Below are 26,774 nucleotides of genomic sequence, written 5' to 3'. Positions count from 1 at the left end.
GGCGATCAACCGTCAGGTCGATCAGAAGTCCATGTCACCGCCCGGCATGCCGCCGCCGGCGGGCGCGGCGGCCTTCTCCGGCTTGTCGGCGATGACGGCCTCGGTGGTGAGGAACAGCGCGGCGATGGAGGCGGCGTTCTGCAGAGCGGAGCGCGTCACCTTCGCCGGGTCGATGATGCCCTCGGCGATCATGTCGACGTACTCACCGGTCGCGGCGTTCAGACCGTGGCCGATGGGCAGGTTGCGGACCTTCTCCACGACGACGCCACCCTCGAGACCACCGTTGACGGCGATCTGCTTGAGCGGGGCCTCGAGCGCGATGCGCACGGCGTTGGCGCCGGTCGCCTCGTCACCCTCGAGCTCCAGCTTCTCGAAGACGGCGGAGGCCTGGATGAGCGCCACGCCACCACCGGCGACGATGCCCTCCTCGACGGCGGCCTTCGCGTTGCGGACGGCGTCCTCGATGCGGTGCTTGCGCTCCTTGAGCTCCACCTCGGTGGCGGCGCCGGCCTTGATGACCGCGACACCGCCGGCGAGCTTCGCCAGGCGCTCCTGCAGCTTCTCGCGGTCGTAGTCCGAGTCGCTGTTCTCGATCTCGGCGCGGATCTGGTTGACCCGGCCCGCGACCTGGTCCGAGTCGCCGGCACCGTCGACGATGGTCGTCTCGTCCTTGGTGATGACGACCTTGCGGGCCTTGCCGAGCAGGTCGAGGGTCGTGTTCTCGAGCTTGAGACCGACCTCCTCGGAGATGACCTCGCCACCGGTGAGGATGGCGATGTCGTTCAGCATCGCCTTGCGGCGGTCGCCGAAGCCCGGGGCCTTGACCGCGACGGACTTGAAGGTGCCGCGGATCTTGTTGACGACCAGGGTCGACAGGGCCTCGCCCTCGACGTCCTCGGCGATGATCAGCAGCGGCTTGCCGCCCTGCATGACCTTCTCGAGGAGCGGGAGCAGGTCCTTGACGTTGGCGATCTTGGAGTTCGCGATCAGGATGTACGGGTCGTCGAGGACGGCCTCCATACGCTCCATGTCGGTGGCGAAGTACGCCGAGATGTAGCCCTTGTCGAAGCGCATGCCCTCGGTGAGCTCGAGCTCCAGGCCGAAGGTCTGCGACTCCTCGACCGTGATGACGCCTTCCTTGCCGACCTTGTCCATCGCCTCGGCGATGAGCTCGCCGATCTGGGTGTCGGCGGCGGAGATGGAGGCCGTGGAGGCGATCTGCTCCTTGGTCTCGACATCCTTCGCCTGCTCGAGCAGGGCGCCGGAGACGGCCTCGACGGCCTTCTCGATGCCGCGCTTGAGAGCCATCGGGTTGGCGCCGGCGGCTACGTTGCGCAGGCCTTCCTTGACGAGGGCCTGGGCGAGGACGGTCGCGGTGGTCGTGCCGTCACCGGCGACGTCGTCCGTCTTCTTCGCGACTTCCTTGACCAGCTCGGCGCCGATCTTCTCGTACGGGTCCTCGAGCTCGATCTCCTTGGCGATGGAGACACCATCGTTGGTGATCGTGGGGGCGCCCCACTTCTTCTCGAGGACGACGTTGCGGCCCTTGGGGCCGAGCGTCACCTTGACGGCGTCCGCGAGCTGGTTCATGCCGCGCTCGAGGCCGCGCCGCGCCTCCTCGTCGAACGCGATGATCTTGGCCATGTGAAGTGGTCCCTCCAGGACTGGGGGTGATTCCTTCGGACCGCGCCCGCGCCCGCGACGGACGGCTCGCCGGCCGTGTGGTTCCTTGCCCCACCTGGCCTGCGGGCCTCACCGACCCGGTCCTTCGTTGTCACTCTCACCTTCAGAGTGCTAACGCCAATGATTAGCACTCGCCCATGCCGAGTGCAAGCGCCTCGGGACGATCCGCAGGTGAACAGGGGGCGCCCGGGCCCGCCGTCTCCGGCCGTCGGGGGTCGAGGAGGACCGCCCCGGGGCTCGGGCCCCTGCCCCCGGGCATGCCGAAGGGCTCGCGCCCCGGGAGGCGCGAGCCCTTCGAAGATGAAACAGAAGAACGACGCTGTCAGTCGGCGCGTGCTTCAGCCGGTCGCGAGACGGACCATGTCCGCCTGCGGCCCTTTCTGGCCCTGCGAGATCTCGAAATCGACCCGCTGACCCTCTTCCAGGGTGCGGTAGCCGTCCATCTGAATCGCGCTGTAGTGGACGAATACATCCGCACCACCGTCGACCGCGATGAAGCCGTACCCCTTCTCCGCGTTGAACCACTTGACGGTGCCCTGAGCCATGCCTAACTCCCCTATTACTGGCCCTTGCACAGATCCACACTTCGTGGATCCGGGTCAGACCTCACCCCCCAGTTGGTTGGGGGCGTGCGCCGGAACGCGTCGACCGCGGCTGAATGTATCTGCCCAACTGCCGTCTGCAACAGGTCACTCGGACGAGAATTCTGGACGTGCGAGATCCGGAATGTGGCGCAAATTCGCCAGAATTCAGGGCAAGTCGGGCCCCGCGAAAGCCACAAAAGCCACGAAAGCAGCGCGTACTTTGGCTGCTTCTTGTCGGGCACGGGCGGAAATAAAAGGCTCCGGAACCGGTGATCAGGACCGGGTTCCCCAACTGTACCGCGCTCAACCACTCTGAATTGCCCCCTCCGCTTCTATCGCGGAGAGGGCAATTCGATGAACTCTCGGTAATCGCTGTTACCGACGGTTACTACCGGCGGGTACTGACCAGCGGTCAGCCACCTGCGACGGCCGGAATGATCGAGATGCCGGCGCCGGCCGGAGTCGCCGTCTCGAGACCCTGCTCGAAACGGACGTCGTCGTCGTTCACGTACACGTTGACGAACCGGCGCAGCTTGCCCTGGTCGTCCAGGACGCGCGCGGCGATGCCGGTGTGGTTCTTCTCCAGGTCGGAGATGACCTCGCCGAGGGTCGCGCCCTCGGCCGAGACCTCGGCCCGGCCGCCGGTGTAGGTGCGCAGGATGGTCGGGATGCGAACAGTGACGCTCATGATGCGAGGCCAGCCTCTCGGAAAGAGTCCAGGTTCGGGCGGATGGTCGCGGTGAGTCCGGTGCCGGCCACCGCGTCCAGGGTCTTCAGGCCGTCGCCGGTGTTCAGGACGACGGTGGTCTTCGTCGGGTCCAGCAGACCGTTCTCGATCAACTTCTTCGTCACGCCCACGGTCACGCCGCCTGCCGTCTCCGCGAAGATGCCCTCGGTGCGCGCCAGCAGCTTGATCGCGTCGACGACCTGCTCGTCGTTCACGTCCTCCACCGCGCCGCCGGTCCGCCGCGCGATGTCGAGGACGTACGGGCCGTCCGCCGGGTTGCCGATGGCCAGCGACTTGGCGATGGTGTTCGGCTTCTGGGGGCGGACCACGTCGTGCCCGGCCTTGTAGGCGACGGACACCGGGGAGCAGCCCTCCGCCTGCGCGCCGAAGATCTTGTACGGCCTGTCCTCGACCAGCCCGAGCTTGATCAGCTCCTGCAGGCCCTTGTCGATCTTCGTGAGCTGGGAGCCGGACGCGATGGGCACCACCAGCTGGTCGGGCAGCTGCCAGCCGAGCTGCTCGCAGATCTCGTACGCCAGCGTCTTCGAGCCCTCGGCGTAGTACGGCCGCAGGTTGACGTTGACGAAGCCCCAGCCCTCGCCCGCCGGGTCGCCGATGAGCTCGGAGCAGAAGCGGTTGACGTCGTCGTAGTTGCCCTCGATGCCGACGAGCTCGCCGCCGTAGATCGCGGCCATGACGACCTTGCCCTGCTCCAGGTCGTGCGGGATGAACACGCACGAGCGGAACCCGGCGCGGGCCGCGGCGGCGCCCACGGCGCCGGCCAGGTTGCCGGTGGAGGAGCAGGAGAGCGTGGTGAAGCCGAACGCGCGGGCGGCCTCGATGGCCTGGGCGACGACCCGGTCCTTGAAGGAGTGGGTCGGGTTGCCGGAGTCGTCCTTGACGAAGAGCCTGCCGACGTCGACGCCCAGCTCGCGGGCGAGGTTGTCGGCCTGCACGAGCTTGGTCCAGCCGGGGTTGATGTTCGGCTTGTCGGCCACGTCCGCCGGGACCGGCAGCAGCGGCGCGTAGCGCCAGATGTTCGCGGGTCCCGCCTCGATGCGCCCCCGCAGCTTCTCCGTGTCGTAGGAGGAGAAGTCGTACGCGATCTCGAGCGGGCCGAAACACTCCTCGCACGCGAAGACCGGACCGAGGGGGACGCGGTGGCCGCACTCGCGGCAGCTCAACGCGGTGGCCGGACCGAGGTCGACAGCGGGGGTCGTGGAGTCCGTGGTGCTTGCAACAGTCTGCGCAGCCATGTGAGGCGAGGCCCTTTCTCCTCATCTTCCTCACGACGCACTTCGCCGTGAGACGGATTTGGCACCTTCCCGAGCCGGGAGCCTCGCTGAACGATCAACACTGATCTACGAGAACCGACTGGAGGGTTGCCGGGGCTTCATCGGGCCGTGTCCCTCTGCCCCTCTGGATGAGCGGTATTCGGTTGTTGATCTGTGTACGCCGACGACCCTGACATGCGATGGTCACCCGCGTTGTTCAAGACTGTAACCGAAGGCCAGGACAGTTGAGATAGTCGTCCGAACCGCGAGATGGATCACGCAGGACCGTACTCGCCGAGAGAACGCAGAGGAGCCGCCGACGTGCTGGAAGAAGTCGAGCGCTGGCTGAGCACCCGTTCCTGGTCCCTGACGGACCGCCCACTGCACCGGATTCTCGCCGCCAAACAGCGCACGGGCCAGTCGGTGAGCGTCGTGCTGCCCGCGCTCAACGAGGAGGAGACGGTCGGCGAGATCGTCGCCGTGATCCGCCACGACCTCATGCAGCAGGTCCCGCTCGTCGACGAGATCGTCGTCGTCGACTCCGGATCGACCGACCGCACGTCCGAGGTCGCCGCGGCGGCGGGCGCGCGTGTCGTCCACCGCGACGAGATACTCCCCCGCCTGCCCGCCGTGCCCGGCAAGGGCGAGGTGCTGTGGCGTTCGCTGCTGGTCACCCGCGGGGACGTGGTCTGCTTCATCGACGCCGACCTGCGGGAGTTCTCCTCCGACTTCGTCTCGGGGATCGTCGGCCCGCTGCTCACCGATCCGGGCGTGGACCTGGTCAAGGCCATGTACGACCGTCCGCTGGGCGCCGCGGCCGGTCAGGGCGGACGGGTCACCGAGCTGATGGCCCGCCCCCTGCTCAACATGCACTGGCCGCAGCTCGCCGGGTTCGTGCAGCCGCTCGGCGGCGAGTACGCGGCCCGCCGGAGCCTGCTGGAGCAGCTGCCCTTCCCCGTGGGGTACGGCGTGGAACTGGGCATGCTGGTCGACGCCCTGCACCTGGTGGGCCTCGACGCCCTCGCCCAGGTCGACGTCGGCGTGCGCAAGCACCGTCACCAGGACGGTCAGGCGCTGGGCCGGATGGCGGCGGCGATCTACCGCACCGCCCAGCTGCGGCTGGCCCGCGGCCATCTCGTCCGCCCCGCCCTCACCCAGTTCGAGCGCGGCCCGGACGGCTTCGAGCCGCACACCTACTCCGTCGACACGGAGGAACGCCCCCCGATGACGGACATCGCGGAGTACGCGCGACGCAGGGTGGCCTGAGCACGACGCACCCGGTCTCGTGCGCAGGGCGGCGGCAGCGGCGACACGGCCGGATACGGCCGGATACGACCCCTCCACGCAGCGCGACCGTACGTTTGAGCGTTTACAGAGCGGGCTAGGTTGAGGCGTATGGCTTCCACGCACGACACGTCTGCCGCCCGGGGTGCCGAGGTGCTGGTCGCGTCCAACCGCGGTCCGGTCTCCTACGAGGTACGCGAGGACGGCTCGCTGCACGCCAAACGCGGCGGCGGCGGACTGGTCTCCGGCCTGTCGGCCATCGGACCCGACGCGGGCGCCCTCTGGGTGTGCTCGGCGCTCTCCGACGGCGACCGCGAGGCGGTCCGGCGCGGGGTCGGCGAGGAGGGCGTGCGCATGCTGCCCGTCCCCGCCGACGTGCACGCCGACGCGTACAACGGCATCGCCAACTCGGTGCTCTGGTTCGTCCACCACCTGCTGTACCAGACCCCGCTGGAGCCGGTCTTCGACGCGGAGTTCCGCCGCCAGTGGGCCTCGTACGAGACGTACAACCGGGCCTTCGCCGAGGCGCTCGCGCAGGAGGCGGCGGACGGCGCGGCCGTGCTGGTCCAGGACTACCACCTGTGCCTCGTCCCCGGCATGCTCCGCGAACTCCGTCCCGACCTGCGGATCGGGCACTTCTCGCACACGCCCTGGGCGCCCACGGACTACTTCGCCCTGCTCCCGCGGGACATCCGTGAGCAGCTGCTGCGAGGCATGCTCGGAGCGGACCGGCTGGGCTTCCTCACCCGGCGCTGGGCGGACGCCTTCACCGCGTGCTGCGAGCAGTCCACCGGGGGCCTGGGCGGCACCGAGGTGGGCGTGCACGGGCTCGGCGCGGACGCAGACTTCCTGCGCGAGCGCTCGCACCGGCCGGACGTCGAGGAGCGCATGGCGTCCCTGCGCGAGGAGATCGGCGAGGGGCGCAAGGCGATCGTCCGCGTGGACCGCACCGAGCTGTCCAAGAACATCGTGCGCGGGCTCCTGGCCTACCGGCAGCTGCTCGACGACCACCCGCAGTGGCGCGAACGCGTCGTCCACGTGGCCTTCGCCTACCCCTCCCGCCAGGACCTCGCCGTCTACCGGGACTACATGGCCGAGGTGCAGCGCCTGACGGACGAGATCAACGCCGGCTACGGCACGCCCGGCTGGACCCCGGTGCTGCTGAACCTCAAGGACGACTTCGCCCGCTCCCTGGCCGCCTACCGGCTCGCGGACGTCGCGCTGGTCAACCCGATCCGCGACGGTATGAACCTGGTCGCCAAGGAGGTCCCGGTCGTCTCCGACGAGGGCTGCGCGCTGGTGCTGTCCCGGGAGGCGGGCGCGTACTGGGAGCTGCGCGAGGACGCGATCACGGTGAACCCGTACGACGTCCTGGAGACCGCCCGCGCCCTGCACGAGGCGCTGTCCATGGCGCCCGGGGAGCGGGCCGAGCGCACGAAGCGGCTGTCCGCCGCGGCGACCGCGCTGCCCCCGGCCCGCTGGTTCCTGGACCAGCTGGACGCCCTGCGCGCGGTTCAGCCGAGCTGAGCGGCCAGCTGCCGCAGCAGCCGTACGACCCCGGCGGGCCCGTCGACGACGAGGTCCGCACGCTCGGCCAGTTCGCCGACCTCCGTGCTGCCGCTGCACACCAGCAGGCCGGGGACGCCGTCGGCGCGCAGTTTCTCCACGGCGGCGAAGGCGGGGAGGTCGCCGAGGTCGTCGCCTGCGTAGAGCACGGACCGGGCGCCCGTCTCGCGGACGTGGTCCAGCAGGGCGACGCCCTTGTCCATGCCCGGCGGGCGCAGCTCCAGGACCATACGGCCGGGTTCGACGATCAGGCCGTGCCGGGTCGCGAGGTCGGTGAGGGGGCCGCGCAGGGCGTCGAAGGCCGCCTGGGGGTCGTCGGCGCGCCGGGTGTGGACGGCGACGGCCCGGCCGCCCTTCTCCTCGATCCAGACGCCGGGCCGGTCGCCGGCGGCCGCGAGGACGTGCGGGAGCCCGGCCCGGACCGCGGCCACGCCGGGGTGCGGCTCGGGGGCGGTGAGGGCGCCGGTGCCGGCGTCCCAGCGCTCGGCCCCGTAGTGGCCGAGCACGGCGAGCCGGCCCAGCCCCTCGACCCCGGCGAATCCGCCGTGCCGTACGGCGACCTCGGCGGGCCGCCCGGTGACGACGGCCACGCCGGCGACCTTCGGGGCGAGCGCGGCGAGCGCGGGGACGGCGTCGGGGTGCGCCCGGGCGTCCTGCGGGTTCTCGACGATCGGGGCGAGGGTGCCGTCGAAGTCGAGGGCGACGAGGGCGGCCCGTGGGCGGCCGACGATCGCGTCGAGCGCCGCGCGGCCCGCCGGGGTGACCGGAACGGGAAGGGGGCCGGGTGCCGTGGAGTGCGTCTGTGGGGTGCCCATACAGGGACGATAACCAGCGAGCGCCGCCGCTAACGTTCCGTCCGCCTCGCTTCTCGCACCCTGCGCAGCCTGTTCACCGTGACCGGGTCGTGGGCCAGCGCGCGGGCGTCGTCGAGGAGGGCGTTGAGGAGCTGGTAGTAGCGCACCGGCGACAGGCCCAGTTCCTCGCGTATCGCCCGTTCCTTCGCGCCGGGTCCCAGGAAGCCCCGCCGTTCGAGGGCGAGGATGCCGCGCTCCCGCGCCCCCAGTCCGTCCGTGCCCGCCCGCCGCTCGTCTGCCGCGCCGCCGCCCGCCTCGCTGCCTGCCTCCATGCCCGCACGGTAACGCCCGCCGGTGACATCGGGCTCGTCCGGCTCATTCGCCGGCGGCGCTCTCCAGTGTCGTCGCGGTGGTCTGCAGGTCGCCGAGCACGTCGGCGGGGCTGCCGTTCGCGGTCACGGCCCGGCCGATCCGCTTCTTGATCTGTGCGCTGACCTTGGCCCACGAGGTCCGCCCGACGGGGTAGCTCTCGGAGAGCGGGAGCTCCGCGAGGAACGGCTTGAGGTCGGCGTCCTCCTTGGCCGAGCCCATGACCAGGGACGCGGAGGTGGTGACCGGCAGCAGGTCGTACTCGTGGGAGAAGTCCAGCACGTTCTTCTCGCTGTAGACGAAGTCGAGGAAGTCGCCGATCTCGTCGCCGTGTCCGCCCCGTTTGAAGGCGGTCATCCAGTCGGCGACGCCCAGGGAGGTCTTGCTGGGGCCGTCGAGACCGGGCATCGGCACCATGCCGAACTCGACGCCCTTGGCGGCGGCGGTCTTCATCAGCGAGGGGTGCCCGTTGAGCATGCCCACGTCGCCGGCGGCGAAGGCCGCGAACGCGGTGGCCCGGTTCAGGCTGCCCGGCGCGACCGGACCGGTCAGGCCCTTGCCGACCAGGTCGGTCTTCAGCCAGTCGAGGGTCTCGACGTTCTCTGCGGAGTCGAAGCTGTAGCTGCTGACCGTCTGGGTGTAGCCGCCCCGGCCGCTGAGCAGCCACTGCAGGGTCTCGGCCTGCGCCTCCTCGGGGCCGAGGGGCAGGGCGTAGGGGTACTTCACGCCGTCCTTCTTGAGCGCCCGCGCGTCCTTCGCGAGCTCGGCCCAGGTGGTGGGCGCGCTGATGCCGGCCCGGGCGAAGAGGGTCTTGTTGTAGAACAGCAGCCGGGTGGAGGAGGCGAACGGCATGCCGTACTGCAGGCCGCGCACCTGGCCCGCACGGGCGAGCTGGGGCACGAAGTCGGCCTCGACGGGTATGGAGAGCACGTCGCCCGCCTTGTACAGCAGGTCGTCGGCCGCGTAGTCGGCGTAGGCGCCGATCTGGGCCATGTCGGGGGCGTCGCCCGCGTCGACCATGGCCTTGACCTTCGCGTCGACGTCGTTCCAGGAGTACACGCTCACGTCGACGGTGACGCCCGGATGGTCCCTCTCGTACGCGGCGACGAGCCCGTCCCAGTACTTCTTCGAGCTGTTGGCGCTGCTGTCGCCGTAGTCGGCGGCGACGAGTGTGAGGGTCACGTCGCCGGGGCCCGAGGTCAGTCCGCAGCCGGTGAGCACCGCTGCCAGGCCGAGGGCGGACACCCCCGCCGCCGTTGTCGTGATCGTTGCTGACTTCCGTGCCCGCCGCTGCACCGCACTGCTCCCAACTGATTGCTCATACCAATGGACCGATATCCGGATCAAGGTCTACACCACGCCATATGGTCCAGACCTCTCCGGGCCTCCGGTCCGGCACGGTACCCCCACAACCGCGAGTGGACTAGACCTCTCGCGGTTCCTCGGTCCACACTGTCCCCCGTGAGACATGTCATCGCCCTGGACGTGGGCGGCACCGGGATGAAGGCCGCCCTGATCGGCGCTGGGGGTCCCCCCTCCGGGGGAGGCGCACTGCTGCACCGGGCCCGCAGGGCCACCGGCCGCGAGCGCGGACCCGACGCCGTGGTCGCCGGCATCCTCGACTTCGCCGCCGACCTGCGCGAGTACGGCGCCCGGCAGTTCGGCGAGCCCGCCGCCGCGGCCGGCGTCGCCGTGCCCGGCATCGTCGACGAGTCCGGCGGCGTCGCCGTCTACGCGGCCAACCTGGGCTGGCGGGACGTCCCGCTGCGCGCCCTGCTCGCCGAACGCCTCGGCGCCCCGGTCGCCCTCGGCCACGACGTGCGCACCGGCGGTCTCGCCGAGGGCCGCATCGGCGCCGGCCGGGGCGCGGACCGCTTCCTGTTCGTGGCGCTGGGCACCGGCATCGCGGGCGCGATCGGCGTCGACGGCCGCGTGGAGGCGGGCGCGCACGGCTTCGCGGGCGAGATCGGCCACATCGTCGTACGGCCAGGCGGCGCCCCCTGTCCGTGCGGGCAGCACGGCTGCCTGGAACGGTTCGCGTCCGCGGCGGCGGTCGGCGAGGCGTGGGCGGCGGCCGTCGGGGACCCGGAGGCGGACGCCGCGGACTGCGCGAAGGCCTTCGCGTCCGGCGACCCGGACGCCGTCCGCGTCTGGCAGGGCGCCGTGGACGCGCTCGCCGACGGCCTGGTCACCGCCCTCACCCTGCTGGACCCGCGCACGCTCGTCATCGGTGGCGGCCTCGCCGAGGCGGGGGAAGCCTTGTTCACACCGCTGCGGGACGCCGTCCGGCGGCGGGTCACCTTCCAGAAGCTGCCGGAGATCGTCCCGGCGGCCCTGGGCGACAGCGCCGGATGCCTCGGCGCGGGCCTGCTGGCCTGGGATCTCCTCAACACGACCGACGGCATGGAGGTATCACCCTGATGGCCACCCCCCCAGGGACGCGGGGAACTGCGCAGTCCGCCACATCTCACCCGCAGGTGCTGACCGGCGCCAAAGTGGTCCTGCCGACGGGCACGGTCCCCGACGGCCGAGTCACCGTCACCGGCACGAAGATCACGTCCGCGGCCCGGCACGGGACCGGGCAGGACACCGCCCACGGGCCCGGCGCATCCGACGTGTCCGGTGCGCTGGACGTGCTCGACGTGTCCGGCCACTGGCTGGTCCCCGGCTTCGTCGACCTGCACAACCACGGCGGCGGCGGAGCCTCCTTCTCCGGCTCGGCGCAGGACGTCCTGAAAGCGATCCGCACCCACCGGTCGCACGGCACCACCACCCTCGTCGCCTCCACCGTCACCGACGACATGGACGTCCTCGTCCGCCAGGCCGGTCTGCTGAGCGAGCTGGCCGAACAGGGCGACCTGGCCGGCATCCACTTCGAGGGCCCGTTCATCTCCCCCTGCCGCAAGGGCGCGCACTCCGAGGCGCTGCTGCGCGACCCCGACCCGGCGGAGGTGCGCAAGCTGGTCGACGCAGCACGCGGCCAGGCCAGGATGGTCACCCTCGCGACCGAACTGCCGGGCGGCCTGGACTCCGTACGGCTGCTGGCCGAGCACGGCGTGATCGCGGCCGTGGGCCACACCGACGCCACCTACGAGCAGACGGTTGTGGCCATCGAGGCCGGAGCCACCGTCGCCACCCACCTCTTCAACGCGATGCCGCCCCTCGGGCACCGCGCCCCCGGCCCGATCGCCGCCCTCCTGGAGGACGAGCGGGTGACGGTCGAGCTGATCAACGACGGCACGCATCTGCACCCGGCCGCACTCGAGCTGGCGTTCCGTCACGCGGGCCCGGGCCGGGTCGCGTTCATCACGGACGCGATGGACGCCGCCGGCATCGGCGACGGCCGCTATCTGCTCGGCCCGCTGGAGGTCGAGGTCAGCCAGGGCGTGGCCCGTCTCGTGGAGGGCGGCTCCATCGCCGGCTCCACCCTCACCCAGGACCGCGCCTTCCAGCGGGCGGTGACGGTCGACCGCCTCCCCGTCGAGGACGTCGTCGCCGCCCTGTCCGCCAACCCGGCCCGCCTGCTGGGCCTGGCCGACCGCGTCGGCTCCCTGGAACCCGGCAAGGACGCCGACATGGTCCTGCTCGACGACGCCTTCGAGGTCAGAGGCGTGATGCGCAAGGGCGTCTGGGTGGTGGCTCCCGACCTGGCCTGAAACATCCGCCCGCACGACGACGGTGGCCGGCCCGAAAACCGGGTCGGCCACCGTTTCCCTCAGCGCGTCACCGCACTAGCTCTTCCAACCCGCCTCGAGCGACAGCTGGTCGAAGTTGGCGTCGCAGGAATTGCCCTGCTCACAGGAGATCTTGATGGTGTTGGTGCCCTTGTTGAGCGTGATGTTCGCCCAGGTGTTGGTCCAGCCCTTGGCGTAGTCGCCCTCGGGGGCGTGGGCGAAGTTCCTCAGGTTCAGCGGACGGGTCTGCGCCGTGCCGTTGATCGTGAGCGTGGCGTTGGCGTCCTTGCCGGGGACCCCGTAGTTCACGTTCAGCGTGTACTTGCCGTCCTTCGGGATGCCGCTGACGTTCCAGGTGAGCGCCGCGCCGGCGACGTTGAAGTTCGTGACGTAGATCCCACCGGCCGCCTTCGCGCCCTTCACGTCGGACGCCGTGGTGGTGCCGCCTGTCAGGCTGACCGCCTTCGCGTCGACCGCCGGCAGCTCGGCCTCGTTCGCGTCGCCGGTGTCCGACGCGCTGGGCGACGGGCTCGCCGGGGCGGAGGCCGGGGCGGAGGCGCCGCCGCCCGCCTTGTCGCCGTCCGTGCCCTTGTCGCCGTTGGCCATGGCCACCGCGATGCCGATCACGACCGCGGCGACCACCGCGACCGCGCCGATCAGCAGACCCTTGGTGTTGGGCCCGCGGCCGCGGCCGCCTCCGCCCTGCACGGGCTGCCGGCCGGTCGAGGGGCCGCCGCCGCCGGCGAAATTCTCCGGCGCGGCGTAGTGCGTGTTCGGCTGACCGTACGGGCCCTGCTGCGGGACCGTGGGCGGCTGTCCGTACTGCGCGGTCTGCTGCTGCTGTCCGAACTGGCGCTCGCCGACGGCACGCACTCTGCTGACCGAGTTCGGGTAGCCGTAACCACCGCCGGAGGGCGGCTGCGCGCCGTTGGCCTGGCCGTCGGCGTAGAGGTAGCCGAACGGGTCGTCGTCCTCGGGCGTGCTCGCGCCGTTATTGCCGGGCGTCATCCCTTCGTACTCCTCAACAGTGCGGGGCCGATGCGACACGCGTACGCGTGTCCATACGTGTGAGAACTGCGAGCCTACCCGGTCCCCACCGCCCAAACGGGTGACTCGGATCGCATCAGCGCGGCGACAGGACCGCTGACCTGGTGATCATCCCGCACGCCTGTGTTGTTTGGGACGAGATCGTTTCTCGACGTACATGCGCTCGTCGGCGGACTTCAGCACTTCGTCCGCGGTCATCCCGCAATGTGCCCAGCCGATGCCGAAGCTGGCCCCCACCCGCACGGCCCGCCCCTCGGCGCGGATCGGCTGGATGATCTCGTTGCGCAGGCGCACGGCGAGGTCGGCGGCGTCGGCGCGGCCGAGGCCGTCGGCGAGGATCACGAACTCGTCGCCGCCGAGCCGGGCGACCGTGTCGCCGTCGCGGACCTGGCGGGAGAGCCTGCGGGCGACCTCGATGAGGACCGCGTCGCCCGCGTTGTGCCCGAACCGGTCGTTGATCGACTTGAAGCCGTCGAGGTCGCAGAAGAGCACCGCGAGCCCCTTGGCGCCGTCGTCGCGTCCGTCCTCGGGGGCGGCGGTGTGCACGTGGTGGTCGAAGCCGTCGAAGGACTCGGCGCCGCCGGGCCGGTAGTCGAAGCCGTGGCCGTTCGCGTCGAAGGCGGCGTGGCCGTAGGCCGTGTCCATGGCGTCGACGGCGGCGGGGTGGGTCGACAGCGGCCGCTGGCAGAGCCGGGCGGACAGCCGCGAGCGCAGTTCGGCCGAGTTCGGCAGGCCGGTGAGGGAGTCGTGGGAGGCGCGGTGGGCGAGCTGCAGCTCGCGGCGCTTGCGCTCCTCTATGTCCTCGACGTGGGTGAGGAGGAAGCGGGGGCCGTCGGCGGCGTCGGCGACGACGGAGTTGCGGAGGCTGACCCAGAGGTAGGTGCCGTCCCGGCGGCCGAGGCGCAGCTCGGCGCGGCCGCCTTCGGCGGAGGTGCGGAGCAGGGTGCCTATGTCCTCGGGGTGGACGAGGTCGGAGAAGGAGTAGCGGCGCATCGCGGAGGCGGGCCGGCCCAGCAGGCGGCACAGCGCGTCGTTGGTGCGGAGTATGCGCCCGTGCTGGTCGCCGCCCATCTCGGCTATCGCCATGCCGGAAGGGGCGTACTCGAAGGCCTGCCGGAAGCTTTCCTCACTGGCGCGCAGGGCCTGCTGCTCGCGTTCGAGCCGGACCAGAGCCCGCTGCATGTTCGCACGTAGACGCGCGTTGCTGATGGCGATGGCGGCCTGGAAGGCGTACATCTGGAGCGCTTCGCGCCCCCACGCGCCGGGACGGCGTCCGTTGCGCGGCCGGTCCACGGACAGGACGCCGATCAGCTCGCCGCAGGGGTCGCCGCTGCCGGGGGCGGCGGGCGTGTACATGGGGGCGAAGAGCCGGTCCGAGGGGTGCCATTCGTCCTCGAACCGGGGTGCGGGCCCGTCGGTGTACCACTGCGGGACGTCGTCGTCGTCGAGGACCCAGCCCTCGGTGTGCGGTATGAAGATCAGGTCGCCCCAGGTCTCGCCCATGCCGAGACGGCGTTCCCAGGACTCGCGCGATCCGACCCGGCCCGTGATGAGGGCCTCGGCGGCCGGGTTGCCGGAGAAGGCGGCGACCACGAGATCGCCGTCGCCGCGCACGAGGTTGACGCACGCCAGCTCGTACCCGAGTGCCGTGACCACGCCGTCGGCGACGGTCTGCAGTGTGTCGGCCAGGCTGCGGGCCGTGTTCATGTCGGCCATGACCTGGTGCAGCTGTCGCAGGGACGCAAGACGGACGTACGGCTCCGACTCGGTCTCCATGTTTCGCCCTCCCCCCGAGACTTCGCAGCGAATCAAGGGTTGTCTTCGGCGTAACGTCGTTTCTGGTGCTTCGTTGTCGGTGTGTGTCTTGTTGTGACGCCTCCGCCACTGAATCACAGCGCGCTGCCCACTCGGTACACAGGGTCAACAATTAATGCGTCTTGTGACTCAAGTCACAGGTGAACGTGAACATTTGAGTGGAGTTTCCGCGTTTTTCCTGTGCGTTTCCTGAACACGGACAGCAGCCGCCGGCACACGGAACGCGGTGATGGGTCCACGGTCCTACGACCCTACTCGGGCGGAGGTCCGATGCGGCGGGCATCACCCGGACACTAGCGTTCCGAGGGTGCCCCCAGACGTGATCGACTCCGTGCCGAAGACCCCCTCCGGGCATGCTGAGGGGGTGAGCAACGACGAGTTCCGCGCCGCCATGTCCCGGCTCGCCGACGGCGTGGTCCTGGTGACCGCCCGGGAGCCCTCCCTGGACCCGGACGACCCCGGGGCGCCCGACGGCGAAGACGTCGGCATGACCGCCACCGCCTTCGTGTCCGTCTCCCTGGACCCGCCTCTGGTCATGGTCAGCCTGCGCAACGGCTCCCGGATGGACGACCTGCTCGACGAACAGCCGCGGTGGGCGGTGTCGGTGCTCTCCGAGAGCCAGCGGCACATCGCCGGCCGCTTCGCCATGAAGGGCCGCATCAGCGACCGCCTGCTCTTCGAGGACATCCCGTACGCGCGCGGCGAGGCCACCGGCGCGCCCCTGGTCGGCGGCGCGCTGGCCACCCTGGAATGCCGCACCGAGCAACGCGTCCCGGCGGGCGACCACACCCTGGTGATCGGCCGCGTCCTGACCGCGACGGCCCCGAGCGCGGACGGCGGCCCGCTGGTCTACTTCCGGGGCCGCTACCGCCAGTTGGGCTGACGGCTGCGCAGACGGGCGCCCGGGGCCCGAAATGCCGTGGCCGCCCCGCGACCGGCCCGCCTAGGGTGCCCGCATGACCCGCGCGACGGAACAGACCGACAGAACCGGCCGGACCGAAGAGACCGACCGGACCGAAGGGACCGCCAGGGCCGGCAGGGCCGGTGCGACGGATTCCGGACTGCGCCTGGTCGAGATCACACCCGACAACTTCGGGGCCGCGACGGGCATTCACGTCCGCCCCGACCAGGAGTTCGCGGTCGCCCCGGTCATGAAGTCCCTCGCCGAGGCCTACGTCCACCCGCCGGGCGTCGCCTGGCCCCGCCTGATCATGGACGGCGACCGTCCCGTCGGCTTCCTGATGGCCTTCCTCGACCTCGACTGGACCGGCGGGACCGGCGACGCCCCCCTCCTCCGCTCCGGCCTGTGGCGGCTGAACGTCGCGGCCGGCGAACAGGGCCGCGGCTACGGCCGGTTCGCCGTGGAGTCGGTCGCCGCGGAACTGCGCCGCCGCGGCGCCCAGGAGATGTACGTGACCTGGCACGAGGGCGAGAACGGGCCGGAGGACTTCTATCTGCGGCTGGGATTCCGCAAGAACGGCGAGAAGAGCGAGGGCGAGGCCGTCGGCGTCCTGCGCCTGGACCAGCCCTGAGGCGACGCCGGGCCCGCCCCGTCGCCGCCCCGACCCCTCTCCTCCCGTCCCGTCCCGTCCCGCCCTCCGAACGAGCCTCGGCGTCGGCGTCGGCCTACAGGAGGGTCACCTGCAGCCGGGCGAGACGTGCGGGCTCGGTCACGACGTCGATCAGGGCGATCCGCCCGCCTCCCACGAACGTGAAACGCACCACCCGGTGCAGGCGGTCGCCGGCCAGCACCGCCACCGCCGTCGCGCCGTCCACCAGAGCGTGCCGGATCCCGAGGTCGGGCCGGGCCGCGAGGGCGAGGCGGTGGAAACTGGACGCACCCGCCGCGACCGCCGCCGCGCCGGCCGTCACCCCGGCCTCGGAGCGGGACACGACGTCCGGGTCGAGCACGGCGAGCAGCCCCTCGAAGTCGCCTTCCCGCGCGGCGGAGAGAAAGGCGTCCACCACCTTGCGCTGGCGGGCCAGGTCGGCCTCGGGCTCCTGCGCTCCGCGCACCCGGCGACGCGCCCTGCTGGCGAGCTGCCGGGCGGCCTCCGGGGTCCGGTCGACGATCGTCGCGACCTCGTCGAAGGGCACCCCGAACAGGTCGTGCAGCACGAACGCCAGCCGCTCGGCGGGTGTCAGGGCGTCCAGGACGACGAGAAGGGCGGCGCCCACGGAGTCCGCGAGCAGCGCGTCCTGCGCCGGGTCCGGCACGGCGGAGGACGGCGCGGGAGACCAGCTCTCCAGCGGTTCCTCGGCACGGGAACGGCGCGAACGCAGCATGTCCAGGCAGACCCGGCCGACGACCGTCGTCAGCCAGCCGCCGAGATTGCCGATCTCCTCGCCCCCGCTGCGCCCCTGGCTCCGGCTGAGCCGCAACCAGGCCTCCTGCACGGCGTCGTCGGCCTCCGCGGCGGAGCCGAGCATGCGGTGGGCCACGGCGCGCAGACGGGCGCGGTGCGCCTCGAAGGACCTGGCCAGGAAGTCGTCGTCAGCCGTCTCGGCCGAGAAGTCGTCGTCGCCCGTCGTCGTCATCGGTTGCATCCTTCGCCCCTCGTCGCGGTGGGACCGTCGATCCCACTCGTCCTACGGAAGACGGACGGGCCACCGGACCTGTGACAGGACGCGGCGGACGAACGCGATCGGGCGCCCCGGCGTCAGGACCAGTCGCGGCCGGTCCTGCCCCGCTTCGTGTCGGACCGCTGCTTCTTCTCCCGCAGCCTGCGCTCGTTGATGCCGCGCGGGATCCGGGTCGGCCGGCGCGGCTTCGGCGGCGGGGCGGTGGCCTCGGCGAGCAGGGCGGCGAGGCGTACGGCGGCGGTCTCGCGGTTGCGCCACTGGGAGCGGTGCTCCGAGGCGCGGACGGTGACCACGCCGTCGACGAGCCGCCCGGCCAGCCGCTCGAGCGCCCGCGCCTTCCACACCTCGGGGAACGCCTCGGTGCGGCCGAGGTCGAAGCGGAGCTCCACCTGTGAGTCGCTGGTGTTGACGTGCTGCCCGCCCGGCCCCGAAGACCGCGAGAAACGCCACATGAGCTCGGCCTCGGGAAGCGAGACGGAGCCGCGGACGACATAGGGACCAGACATGCCCACCATGTTCCCGTCCCGGAGCGGCCCGAGTCACGCGAATATCCCTCGGTAAAGAAAGTAAAGAAACGCGGAGTGGCGGGGAACCTTGAGCACCCTTCGCTGCGTTCATAGGGATAGCTGTAGCTTCGTGCCCGTACGAAGCCCGTACGAAGCCGTACGCAACGAGGGAAGGACTCCCAACCATGGCTGTAAGCCTGTCCAAGGGTGGCAACGTCTCGCTCACCAAGGAGGCTCCGGGCCTGACCGCCGTCACCGTGGGCCTCGGCTGGGACGTCCGCACCACCACCGGCACGGACTTCGACCTCGACGCCTCCGCGATCGCGGTCAACCTGCAGGGCAAGGTCTACTCCGACGGTCACTTCGTCTTCTTCAACAACAAGCAGACGCCGGACCAGACCATCGTCCACACCGGCGACAACCGCACCGGCGAGGGCGCGGGCGACGACGAGGCGATCAACGTGAACCTGGCGGGTCTCCCCGCCGACATCGACAAGATCGTCTTCCCGGTCTCGATCTACGACGCAGAGAACCGCTCGCAGAACTTCGGCCAGGTCCGCAACGCCTACATCCGCATCGTCAACCAGGCCGGCGGCGCCGAGATCGCCCGCTACGACCTCTCCGAGGACGCGGCCACCGAGACGGCCATGGTCTTCGGCGAGCTCTACCGCAACGGCGCGGAGTGGAAGTTCCGCGCGGTCGGCCAGGGTTACGCGTCGGGCCTCGTGGGCATCGCGCAGGACTTCGGCGTCAGCGTCTGATCCACCCGAACGTCACAGAACGTTCGAACAACCGAGGTTTCCCAGGCAACCTCACCGGACCGCCCGCCCTCTACCAAGAGGGCGGGCGGTCTTCGTGTGACCAGCGGCTCGACCAGTCGCTCGACCGTCACGACCCCGAACCTGCAGTGCGACAGACGTCGCGGTGCAGCAGAGAGGTTTGACAGTCCACACGGCAGTGCGACGAGTGAACAGCGCGTGCGCGGACCGTGTGCCGGTGCCAGGGGGGCCTGTTCCACATGTCCGTCGTCAGTCGTCGCAGGGCCATGGGTACGTTCGGGGTGGGGGCGGTCGCCGCCGCCGGGATCGGAGCGGCCTACGCCTACCGCGAGACCCCCGCGGAGCCCCCGTCGGCGTCCCCGCCGACCGTCCGCAAGGCCACCGCCATGGGCGCCAACCCGGTCGTGAACGAGAACACGAACGACGGAACGCCCGACTGGGAGGTCCCTGCGGACGCCCGCCTCACCACCAAGGACCATCTGGGACAGATCCACGGCTACGCGTCGACGACCTCCGTCTCGCCCGGGGAACCGATCTCCTTCCACGTGTCCGTCCGGGTCCCGCAGCCCTTCCGCGTCACCCTCTACCGGCTGGGCCACTACGACGGCGAGGGCGGCCGCCTGATGGCCACCGGACCGGAGCTCACCGGCTCCCGGCAGCCCACCCCCGCCCCGCACCCCGAGACCGGCGCCATCGTGTGCGACTGGCGCCCGTCCTGGACGCACCGCATCCCCAGCACCTGGATATCGGGCGTCTACGTGGCCGTCTTCGAGGCCGAGGACGGCCACCGCAGCTGCACCCCGTTCGTCGTCCGCGAGCAGAACCGCGCGTCGGACCTCCTGGTGGTCCTCCCCTTCACCACCTACCAGGCCTACAACCAGTGGCCCATGGACGGTCGTACCGGCAAGAACCTCTACCGGGGCTACCCCCGCCCCGGAGCGGTCGCGGACAGCGAGCACCGCGCGTTCCAGGTGTCGTTCGACCGCCCCTACTCCGACCACGGTCTGCCCCGGTGGGCCGAGCTGGACGTCGCCTTCACGCGCTGGGTGGAGGCCGAGGGCCACGACGTGACGTACGCGACCAGCGCCGACCTGCACGAGGGCCGGATCGACCCCGGGCGCTACACGGCGATGATCTTCCCCGGCCACGACGAGTACTGGTCGAAGCCCATGCGGGACGTGCTGGAGAAGGCGGTCGACGCCGGCACACACCTCGCCTTCCTCGCGGCCAACAACATCTACTTCCACATCCGGCTCACCGGCGCGGCCGACGGCACCCCGTCCCGCACCGTCGCCTGCTACAAGACCGCCGTGGACCCGTCCCCCGACGCCAACGGCCCCACCGAACGCTGGCGCGACCTGGAGGACAAGCACGGCAAGAAGAACGGGCGGGCCGAACAGGGGCTGCTGGGCGTCCAGTACAACGGCATCCTGGCCAAACCCGCGCCCCTGGTCGTCCGCCGGCCGGACCACTGGTTCTGGGAGGGCACCGGGCTCAAGGACGGCGAGGAGATACCCCACCTCGTGGCCGTCGAGGCCGACGGCTACGACACCAGGATGCCGTCCCCGAAGGGCGCCACCCGCACCCTCCTCTCGGAGTCCCCCTACCGCTACAAGTCCGCCAAGGGCAGCGGCCACAAGCGGCGCATCCAGAACACCGGCCTCACCGAACACGAGGGCGGCACCCTCGTCTTCGCCGCCGGCACCTTCTTCTGGCCCCTCGCCCTCCACGACGAGGACCACCACGACCCGCGCGTCGAACGCGCGACACGCAACCTCCTCGAGCGGATGCTGCTCTCACGCGGCCAGGTCGGAGCAGAATCGGTCGGGGTCTGACCGGCCGGCAGGCCCTACCCTGCGGCCCATGATCCTGACTGCCCTCCCCCTCGCCGCCGACCACGACATCCCCGGCCCCCTCCTCACCGAACTGACCGCCCTCTACGCCTCCAACCGCGAATTCCAGGCCCTCAGCGGCGACTTCCCGGATCCGCACGACATCCGGCCGGAGCAGGTGGCGGCGGCGCTCGCCGAACAGGCGGCGACCGACGGGGTGGAGGTGCTGCTGGCCCGCAGCGGGGGAAGACTGGTCGGGGTGGTCATCACCCTGGCCCGGCACCCCGACCCCGCCGACCCGGACCCCTGGATCGGCCTGCTGATGGTCGACGCGGCCCAGCACGGGCAGGGGCACGGCCGCCGCATCGCCGAGCAGATCGAGGAACGGTTCCGGGCGGACGGCCGCAACGGCCTCCGGCTCGCCGTGCTCGACGCCAACCCCAAGGGCCTCGCGTTCTGGACCGCCCTCGGGTACGAGGTCATCGGCCACCGCCCGGATCGGCAACACGGGCGTCCCTGCGCCGTGCTGCGCAAACCGCTGCCCCGGCTGCGCCGCGCCGCCCGGGTGGCCGTCGTCGACCCCGGCGGCTCCGTCCTCCTCTTCCGGTACGTCAACCCCGACGTCGGCGCGCACTGGGCACTGCCCGGCGGCGGACTCGAGGAAGGCGAGTCGCCCCGCGAGGGCGCCCTGCGCGAGCTGCGCGAGGAGACCGGCTGGAACGACCTGGAGCCCGGGCCCCTCCTGTGCACCTGGGAGCACGACTTCACCCGCTCCGACGTCGTCATCCGCCAGCACGAGCACATCTACGTCACCCCGGGCCCGCACCGCGAACCCGCCGGCCCCGACCTGGCCGCCGCCCACGCCGCCGACGGCATCCTCAGCTGGCGCTGGTGGCCCCGGCGGGAACTGCACGCGTCCGCCGAGCCGGTGTGGCCGTCCGACCTCGCCCGCCTGCTCGACGAACACGAGGCGACGCACCGCACGGCCTGACCCCGACGGCGGCCCCGGCAGCGAGAACAGACCGGGCTCAGGCCTCAGAGGCCTGAGGGGGCTCAGCGGGCTCAGCGGGCTCAAGGGGGCTCAGGGGGCTCAAGGGACTCAGGGGAGCTCCGGTTTTCCCTCCCCGTACAGCCAGTCCGCCCAGATGTCATCGAAGTCCGCGTCCGGAGCCGCCTTCTCGACGTACGCCGTGAAGGCGTCCGTGCCGGCGTTCCCGTGCCGGTGGGCGGCTGCCCAGCCCTGCACGATGTCGTAGAAGGCGTCGTCGCCGACGGTCTGCCGGATGCGGTGCAGCACCATCGCGCCGCGCTGGTAGACAGGGGGGTCGGATACATGGGCGGCGCTCGTCGGCTTCGCGGGCGGGAAGTCCCACAGATCCGCGTACTCCTCGACGCCGTGGTCGTAGAGCCCGGTGAACGTCTGCTCCGCCGTGGCGCCGCCCTCGTCCTCCTCCCACAGCCACTCCGCGTAGGTCGCGAAACCCTCGTTGAGCCACATGTCCTGCCAGCTCTTCGGCGTCACGGAGTCGCCGAACCACTGGTGCGCCGTCTCGTGCACCAAGGTCGGCAGGTCGGGGGCGCCCGGGTAGACGGGACGGTTCTGGGTCTCCAGGGCGTACTCGGCGTCCCCGGGGCGGTCGACGATCGCCCCGGCCGACGAGAAGGGGTACGGGCCGAAGTTGTCCTGCGCCCACTGCATGACCTCGGGCAGCCGGGCGAGCACCGCACGGCTCGCCGCCGCCTGCGTCGGGTCGACCGCGACGTACACCGGCAGACCGTCCCGGGTCGTGGACTCGGTGACCGTGAAGCGGCCGACGGCGACCGTCGCCAGATAGCTCGCCATCGGCTCGGCGGTCCGCCAGGAGAACGTCGTACGGCCCCCGCCCGCCGCCTTCCGGCTCCTCAACTCCCCGTTGGAGACGGCCGTCAGCCCCTCCGGGACGGTGACGGCGATGTCGTAGGCCGCCTTGTCCGACGGATGGTGATTGCCCGGGAACCAGGCCATCGAGCCGACCGGCTCGCCGAGGGCCAGGGCCCCGTCCTCGGTGCGCAGCCAGCCCTCCTTCGAACCGTCCGGATCGGTGATCGTGCGCGGGCTGCCGGAATAGCGAACCGCCACCTCGAAGGTCTCGCCCTCGGACAAGGAGTCCGACGGGCGGACGGTCAGCTCCTGGCCGTCCCGCCGGAACTCGGCCGCCTCGCCCTCGACGGTCACCCCCGCCACCTCCAGGCCCGCGAAATCCAGGCGGAAGGCGGAGAGATCCGAAGTCGCGCGGGCCGTGACGACGGCAGAGCCGCTCAGCCGCCCGCCCTCCGGGTCGTAGGCGAGCGTCAGGCCGTAGTGGGAGACGTCGTAGCCGCCGTTGCCCGCCTTCGGGAAGTACGGGTCGCCCAGACCGGAGGCCCCGTCGGAGCCGCCCCCCGCACCGCCGTCGCAGGCGGTCAGGGCCAGACTGCAGGCCAGCAACCCGGCCACCAAGGGGACACACCGCACGGATCTGGGCATGTCAGTGATCCTATGGGGACGTCCGGCGCGCGCACCGGGCCATGACACCATCGCCTACGTGCTCGACATCGGCTACGCCCTCTCCAACCGCTTCCCCGACCCGCCGCAGACGGACTACCGGCGCGCGGACGTCCACGCCCTGCGCCACGACCTGTTCTGCGGGGACGTCTACCTCGCCGACACCAAGGCGGACCGCGAGGTGTCCACAGCCTGGGGATGGGTGCCGGTGCTGGACTTCGCGTGGGCGCTGTGCGACATCGTCGAGCAGATCGACCAGGACCCGGCGGGCTCCCGCGCCTCCCGCCCGCAGTACGCCGAACTGGACTTCACCGAGTCCACCGACCGCATGCTCTTCGAACGCCGCTTCGGCTGGGTGGACGTCGAGGCCGACTGGATGCCGGCCGAGGAACCCCCGCTGACCTTCTCCCACGCCGAACTCCGCCGCGAGGCAAGGGACTTCCTGCACGACCTGCTCGCCGACCTGATCGACCTGCACGACGACCTGGGCGAGAACCCGGCCGTCTGGACGCTCCAGGCACGCTTCCCCCGCGTGAAATGACCCCCGTCAGCCCTCCACTGTGATGCCCAGCTCACCCGCCAGCACGGGAGCCAGATCCAGCAGCTGGGCCGCGCTGATCACCGCGCCCGACAACCAGCCCACACCCCCCGCGATGCCCAGCTCCACCGCCCCCCGCAGATCCACGTCGCTCAGCGTCGCCGCCGTGAAGTCGACGGACCTCACCGCGCAGTCGACGAACTCGACACGCTCCAGACGCGCACCCCCGAAATCCGGCTCGACCAGCACACACCCCTCGAAGACGACATCCCGCAACCGCGCCTGACGCAGGTTCAGATAGTCGATCTTGCCGCCGCGCACCACCACCCGCTCCAGCACCGCCCCGTACAGCTGCGCGCCGCCCAGACGGGCCTCGAGCACCTCGACGTCACGCAGCGTCGCCTCCGCCAGATCCGTGCCGACACCCCGCAGCCCCGTGAGGACCGAGTCCAGGATCCGGGCCTTGCGCAGCCGTGTCCCGTCCAGCGCACACCCCGTCACCGCGCAGTCCATGAACCGGGCGCCCCCGCCGTCCTGCCCGGTCAGATCCAGCTCGCGGAACTCCACGCCGTCGTAGTCCCCGTCGGGCTCCAGCTCCCCGTCCGCGAACGGCTCCAGCACCGGCAGCCGCACCTCCGGCCGCCGAGCGCCCTTCACCACGCCGGCCCCCCTGCCGCCGGACCCCCTGCCGCCGGCCCCGCCCGCCGCATCCCCCGAGCGCGCACCCCCGCCTACACCTGTGCCTGTGCCTGTCCTCGCCATACCCCCATGCTGCACCCCGCCACTGACAATCGCCGCCACCCCTTGACCTCGACCGAACTTGAGGTTGAACGCTGGAGCAACCCACCCACAACCCACCGGAGGACCCCCATGCACGCCATCCGCCTCCACGCCTTCGGCCCCGCAGAGAACCTCCGCCACGAGGAAGTGGACGACCCCGTACCCGACCCCGGCCAGGTCCGCATCGCCGTCGACTACACCGACCCCGCCTGGCCCGCCGAGGTCCGCGCCCGCCTCGGCGCCCGCGCCGTCACCGTCGTCTTCGACGGAGTGGGCGCGGACGCCGCCCGCGAGGCCGTCGCGCTCCTCGCACCCGGCGGCCGACACCTGGTTTTCGGCTGGTCCGCCGAGGGCATCCGCGACGGCCGGGGCCACTTCGTCGACGGCGTCTCCCGCCCGGTCCTCGGCCCCGTGATGCTCGAGAGGGCCGGCAGCCTCCGCGCCCTCGAACAACGCGCCCTCACCGAAGCCGCCGCCGGCCGCCTCGTCCCGGCCGTACACCCCTTCCCCCTCGCCGAAGCCGCCGCGGCCCACCACGCCCTCGAAACCCGCAAAACCACCGGCAAGGTCATCCTGATCCCGTGACCCCTGACGGCGGACCGCTCATGGCCGGACGCTAACCCGGTGGCACAGCCGCTGTCTCCTTCGGATTCCGCACCTTTCCCCGCCCGCTGACCAGCGGGAAACACCCCAACCCGATCAGCACGGACACGAAATGCCCGAAGTCCGTGAACGTCGGCGCCTCCACGAGCGGAAGACCGTAGAAAACGAGGACACCCACGAGATACGCATACCGCCACGGCGAACGCATCCCGTAGAAGAGCACCGCCACCACACCCGACAGCGCATAACTCACCCCCACGTCCAGGGTCTCCACCGACGACCGCGGAGCAAGCCCCTCCTGGATCGCCACCGCCAGCGCACCCTCGCTGACCAACGTCGCCAGCACATGCGCCGCCGCACACACCGCCAGCCACCGCGCCGTCCCCAGCCAGCGCTCCGCCCGGGCGTGGAACACCGTGTACAGCACCGCGTACGGCACCCAGTACCCCCCGTCGATCCACATCGCACTCGCCACCAGCACCCGCACCGGATGCCTCGACAGCTCGTGGATGTTCGTCGACCGCTGCAGCAGGAACTCCTGCTCGAACTCCGGGGACATACGGTGCAGCGCGACCGTCGTGACGAAGAGGACCGCCAGCCACACATACGTACCGGGCGCACTGCGGACATACGCCCACACCGCCCGCCCGACCCCGGAAAACCCCCTGAGCCCTCTCACCCGGCCCAGTATCGTCCCCGAGGTGATCGACGTTCCGGCCGCACTCGCCGCAGAACAGGTGAAGTACAACGGCCCGGCGGGCCACGCCTTCATCACCGCCCTCCCGGCCCTCGCCCAGGGCTTCCTCGACCAATGGGAACTACGGGTCGACGGCCCCTCCATGCACGGCGTGAGCGCCCTCGTCCTGCCGGTCACCGCCGCCGACGACACCCGGGCCGTCCTCAAACTCCAGATCCTCGACGAGGAGAGCGCCGGCGAACCCGTCGCCCTGCGCCTGTGGAACGGCGACCACGCCGTCCGCCTCCTCCGGCACGACGAACCCACGGGCACGATGCTCCTCGAACGCCTCGACCCGACCCGCATGCTGTCCCACCTGGACGACGTTCACGAGGCGGTCCTCGTCATCGCAGACCTGCTGGCCCGCCTGACGACCCTCCCGGCGCCGAAGGACATGCGCCGCCTGGACGACATCGCCCACGCCATGCTGGATCAGACCCCCCAGGCCCTGGAACACGTCCCCGACCCGACCGACCGCCGCCTGATCGCCGACTGCGCGGCCGCCCTGGGCGAGGTCGTCACCGAACCCGGCGACCGGCTCCTGCACTGGGACCTGCACTACGAGAACGTCCTGGCCGCCGACCGCGCCCCCTGGCTCGCCATCGACCCCAAACCCCTCGCCGGCGACCCCGGCTTCGAACTCCTGCCCGCGATCGCCGACCGCTACGACCCGGCGGACGTGCGGTGGCGCTTCGACGCGCTGACCGCCGCCCTCGGCCTCGACCGCGAACGGGCCCGCGTCTGGACCCTCGCGCGGGTCCTCCAGGACTGCCTCTGGGAGATCGAGGACGGCCGCCCTCCGGAGCCGAGAAGGCTGGAGACCGCCCGCCTCCTGCGAGGCTGACAGCAACGCCGGACAGGCGAGTGACATAAATGAAGCCCAGGTCAGAAACATCCTGACCTGGGCTTTCTCCAGAGCCCCCTGTCGGATTCGAACCGACGACCTTCGCTTTACAAGAGCGGCGCTCTGGCCAGCTGAGCTAAGGAGGCACCGCGCGCAACCATGCCGCACGCGAGGGCGGCTCCACTGTACACAGCCCCCGTTTCGGAAGGCCACGGACTTCTTGCCTCCAACC

General features: G+C 71.2%; 25 protein-coding genes, 1 tRNA gene, 1 pseudogene and 1 riboswitch. Of the genes and pseudogenes, 12 read left to right on the top strand and 15 right to left on the bottom strand.

The window, feature by feature from the left end; genetic code table 11:
• Nucleotides 1-21: 21 nt before the first annotated feature.
• The 4 genes from groL to thrC all read right to left on the bottom strand — a co-directional run bounded on the left by groL (nucleotide 22) and on the right by thrC (nucleotide 4,250).
• A complete protein-coding gene (groL, locus tag OHS82_RS23155; protein ID WP_057579125.1) occupies nucleotides 22-1,644 on the bottom strand; it encodes a chaperonin GroEL in 1,623 nt (540 codons plus the stop codon).
• 377 nt (nucleotides 1,645-2,021) lie between these two features.
• Nucleotides 2,022-2,228 carry a cold-shock protein gene (locus OHS82_RS23150; protein WP_007493268.1) on the bottom strand — a complete coding sequence of 69 codons (207 nt, stop codon included), beginning with the start codon at nucleotides 2,226-2,228 and terminating at the stop codon, nucleotides 2,022-2,024.
• A 451-nt stretch (nucleotides 2,229-2,679) separates the two neighbouring features.
• Nucleotides 2,680-2,955: a MoaD/ThiS family protein gene (locus OHS82_RS23145; protein WP_057579127.1), complete on the bottom strand. Its 276-nt coding sequence runs from the start codon at nucleotides 2,953-2,955 to the stop codon at nucleotides 2,680-2,682.
• Entirely contained in the window at nucleotides 2,952-4,250 is a 1,299-nt protein-coding gene (thrC, locus tag OHS82_RS23140) for a threonine synthase (RefSeq protein WP_328434397.1), read from the bottom strand. The genes OHS82_RS23145 and thrC overlap by 4 nt, the downstream gene beginning before the upstream one ends.
• A gap of 18 nt (nucleotides 4,251-4,268) precedes the next feature.
• Nucleotides 4,269-4,424, bottom strand: a riboswitch (SAM riboswitch).
• Between the two features lie 165 nt (nucleotides 4,425-4,589).
• On the opposite strand from thrC, the gene OHS82_RS23135 reads away from it, so the two are divergent.
• Together OHS82_RS23135 and OHS82_RS23130 are read left to right on the top strand one after the other, a co-directional pair.
• On the top strand, nucleotides 4,590-5,534 hold the full coding sequence (locus OHS82_RS23135) for a glucosyl-3-phosphoglycerate synthase (protein WP_057579131.1): 945 nt from the start codon (nucleotides 4,590-4,592) through the stop codon (nucleotides 5,532-5,534).
• 129 nt (nucleotides 5,535-5,663) lie between these two features.
• The gene (locus tag OHS82_RS23130) at nucleotides 5,664-7,079 is read left to right on the top strand and encodes an alpha,alpha-trehalose-phosphate synthase (UDP-forming) (RefSeq protein ID WP_107105221.1); all 1,416 of its coding nucleotides are present in this window, start codon (nucleotides 5,664-5,666) and stop codon (nucleotides 7,077-7,079) included.
• Here the strand turns inward: OHS82_RS23130 and otsB are convergent.
• Genes otsB through OHS82_RS23115 form a run of 3 tightly spaced genes read right to left on the bottom strand, consistent with a single transcriptional unit; the run spans nucleotide 7,067 to nucleotide 9,577 of the window.
• Nucleotides 7,067-7,933: a trehalose-phosphatase gene (gene otsB, locus OHS82_RS23125; protein WP_057579133.1), complete on the bottom strand. Its 867-nt coding sequence runs from the start codon at nucleotides 7,931-7,933 to the stop codon at nucleotides 7,067-7,069. The genes OHS82_RS23130 and otsB overlap by 13 nt on opposite strands.
• Nucleotides 7,934-7,962: 29 nt before the next feature.
• Entirely contained in the window at nucleotides 7,963-8,244 is a 282-nt protein-coding gene (locus OHS82_RS23120) for a DUF3263 domain-containing protein (RefSeq protein WP_057579136.1), read from the bottom strand.
• Nucleotides 8,245-8,287: 43 nt separating this feature from the next.
• Nucleotides 8,288-9,577 carry an extracellular solute-binding protein gene (locus tag OHS82_RS23115; protein WP_443041897.1) on the bottom strand — a complete coding sequence of 430 codons (1,290 nt, stop codon included), beginning with the start codon at nucleotides 9,575-9,577 and terminating at the stop codon, nucleotides 8,288-8,290.
• Nucleotides 9,578-9,742: 165 nt separating this feature from the next.
• On the opposite strand from OHS82_RS23115, the gene OHS82_RS23110 reads away from it, so the two are divergent.
• Together OHS82_RS23110 and nagA are read left to right on the top strand one after the other, a co-directional pair.
• Entirely contained in the window at nucleotides 9,743-10,702 is a 960-nt protein-coding gene (locus OHS82_RS23110) for an ROK family protein (protein ID WP_079041275.1), read from the top strand.
• Nucleotides 10,702-11,937: an N-acetylglucosamine-6-phosphate deacetylase gene (gene nagA, locus OHS82_RS23105; protein WP_328434395.1), complete on the top strand. Its 1,236-nt coding sequence runs from the start codon at nucleotides 10,702-10,704 to the stop codon at nucleotides 11,935-11,937. Before OHS82_RS23110 ends, nagA begins: the two co-directional genes overlap by 1 nt.
• A gap of 75 nt (nucleotides 11,938-12,012) precedes the next feature.
• On the opposite strand, the gene OHS82_RS23100 is transcribed toward nagA, so the two are convergent.
• Nucleotides 12,013-12,963 (bottom strand): CBM35 domain-containing protein, encoded by a 951-nt coding sequence (locus tag OHS82_RS23100; protein ID WP_328434394.1) that lies wholly within the window; start codon nucleotides 12,961-12,963, stop codon nucleotides 12,013-12,015.
• A 147-nt stretch (nucleotides 12,964-13,110) separates the two neighbouring features.
• Nucleotides 13,111-14,778, bottom strand: a complete 1,668-nt coding sequence (gene cdgB / locus OHS82_RS23095) for a diguanylate cyclase CdgB (RefSeq protein WP_057579143.1) — start codon at nucleotides 14,776-14,778, stop codon at nucleotides 13,111-13,113.
• Nucleotides 14,779-15,208: 430 nt separating this feature from the next.
• On the opposite strand from cdgB, the gene OHS82_RS23090 reads away from it, so the two are divergent.
• On the top strand, nucleotides 15,209-15,700 hold the full coding sequence (locus tag OHS82_RS23090) for a flavin reductase family protein (protein ID WP_443041904.1): 492 nt from the start codon (nucleotides 15,209-15,211) through the stop codon (nucleotides 15,698-15,700).
• A gap of 73 nt (nucleotides 15,701-15,773) precedes the next feature.
• Nucleotides 15,774-16,349 (top strand): GNAT family N-acetyltransferase, encoded by a 576-nt coding sequence (locus tag OHS82_RS23085; protein ID WP_079041276.1) that lies wholly within the window; start codon nucleotides 15,774-15,776, stop codon nucleotides 16,347-16,349.
• A 94-nt stretch (nucleotides 16,350-16,443) separates the two neighbouring features.
• On the opposite strand, the gene OHS82_RS23080 is transcribed toward OHS82_RS23085, so the two are convergent.
• Both OHS82_RS23080 and arfB read right to left on the bottom strand, forming a co-directional pair.
• Nucleotides 16,444-17,355, bottom strand: coding sequence for a sigma-70 family RNA polymerase sigma factor (locus OHS82_RS23080; protein WP_057579149.1), 912 nt, complete (start codon nucleotides 17,353-17,355; stop codon nucleotides 16,444-16,446).
• Nucleotides 17,356-17,477: 122 nt separating this feature from the next.
• Nucleotides 17,478-17,915 carry an alternative ribosome rescue aminoacyl-tRNA hydrolase ArfB gene (arfB, locus tag OHS82_RS23075; RefSeq protein WP_057579152.1) on the bottom strand — a complete coding sequence of 146 codons (438 nt, stop codon included), beginning with the start codon at nucleotides 17,913-17,915 and terminating at the stop codon, nucleotides 17,478-17,480.
• Nucleotides 17,916-18,091: 176 nt separating this feature from the next.
• Between arfB and OHS82_RS23070 the strand changes: the two genes are divergently transcribed.
• The 3 genes from OHS82_RS23070 (at nucleotide 18,092) to OHS82_RS23060 (ending at nucleotide 21,508) form a co-directional block, all read left to right on the top strand.
• Nucleotides 18,092-18,667 carry a TerD family protein gene (locus OHS82_RS23070; RefSeq protein ID WP_057579155.1) on the top strand — a complete coding sequence of 192 codons (576 nt, stop codon included), beginning with the start codon at nucleotides 18,092-18,094 and terminating at the stop codon, nucleotides 18,665-18,667.
• 257 nt (nucleotides 18,668-18,924) lie between these two features.
• Entirely contained in the window at nucleotides 18,925-20,520 is a 1,596-nt protein-coding gene (locus OHS82_RS23065) for a N,N-dimethylformamidase beta subunit family domain-containing protein (RefSeq protein ID WP_057579157.1), read from the top strand.
• Between the two features lie 28 nt (nucleotides 20,521-20,548).
• Nucleotides 20,549-21,508, top strand: a complete 960-nt coding sequence (locus tag OHS82_RS23060) for a bifunctional GNAT family N-acetyltransferase/NUDIX hydrolase (protein ID WP_328434393.1) — start codon at nucleotides 20,549-20,551, stop codon at nucleotides 21,506-21,508.
• A gap of 108 nt (nucleotides 21,509-21,616) precedes the next feature.
• On the opposite strand, the gene OHS82_RS23055 is transcribed toward OHS82_RS23060, so the two are convergent.
• Nucleotides 21,617-23,023, bottom strand: coding sequence for a M1 family metallopeptidase (locus OHS82_RS23055; protein ID WP_328434392.1), 1,407 nt, complete (start codon nucleotides 23,021-23,023; stop codon nucleotides 21,617-21,619).
• A gap of 58 nt (nucleotides 23,024-23,081) precedes the next feature.
• Here OHS82_RS23055 and OHS82_RS23050 point away from each other — a divergent pair, with 58 nt between their 5' ends.
• Nucleotides 23,082-23,582: a hypothetical protein gene (locus OHS82_RS23050; protein ID WP_057579415.1), complete on the top strand. Its 501-nt coding sequence runs from the start codon at nucleotides 23,082-23,084 to the stop codon at nucleotides 23,580-23,582.
• 6 nt (nucleotides 23,583-23,588) lie between these two features.
• Here OHS82_RS23050 and OHS82_RS23045 read toward each other — a convergent pair whose 3' ends face one another.
• Complete coding sequence (locus OHS82_RS23045; protein ID WP_328434391.1) at nucleotides 23,589-24,341, bottom strand: pentapeptide repeat-containing protein; 753 nt, start codon at nucleotides 24,339-24,341, stop codon at nucleotides 23,589-23,591.
• Between the two features lie 201 nt (nucleotides 24,342-24,542).
• On the opposite strand from OHS82_RS23045, the pseudogene OHS82_RS23040 reads away from it, so the two are divergent.
• Nucleotides 24,543-24,944: pseudogene (locus tag OHS82_RS23040) on the top strand (zinc-binding dehydrogenase); the annotation flags it as partial.
• 31 nt (nucleotides 24,945-24,975) lie between these two features.
• On the opposite strand, the gene OHS82_RS23035 reads toward OHS82_RS23040, so the two are convergent.
• Entirely contained in the window at nucleotides 24,976-25,602 is a 627-nt protein-coding gene (locus OHS82_RS23035; RefSeq protein WP_443061795.1) for a rhomboid-like protein, read from the bottom strand.
• Nucleotides 25,603-25,651: 49 nt separating this feature from the next.
• Between OHS82_RS23035 and OHS82_RS23030 the strand changes: the two genes are divergently transcribed.
• Entirely contained in the window at nucleotides 25,652-26,542 is an 891-nt protein-coding gene (locus tag OHS82_RS23030; protein ID WP_443041079.1) for an aminoglycoside phosphotransferase family protein, read from the top strand.
• Between the two features lie 72 nt (nucleotides 26,543-26,614).
• Here the strand turns inward: OHS82_RS23030 and OHS82_RS23025 are convergent.
• Nucleotides 26,615-26,688: transfer RNA gene (locus OHS82_RS23025), tRNA-Thr, on the bottom strand.
• Nucleotides 26,689-26,774 lie beyond the last annotated feature (86 nt).

The sequence above is a fragment of the Streptomyces sp. NBC_00425 genome, from assembly GCF_036030735.1.
Lineage (GTDB): Bacteria > Actinomycetota > Actinomycetes > Streptomycetales > Streptomycetaceae > Streptomyces.
This window is presented reverse-complemented; position numbering and strand designations above follow the sequence as displayed.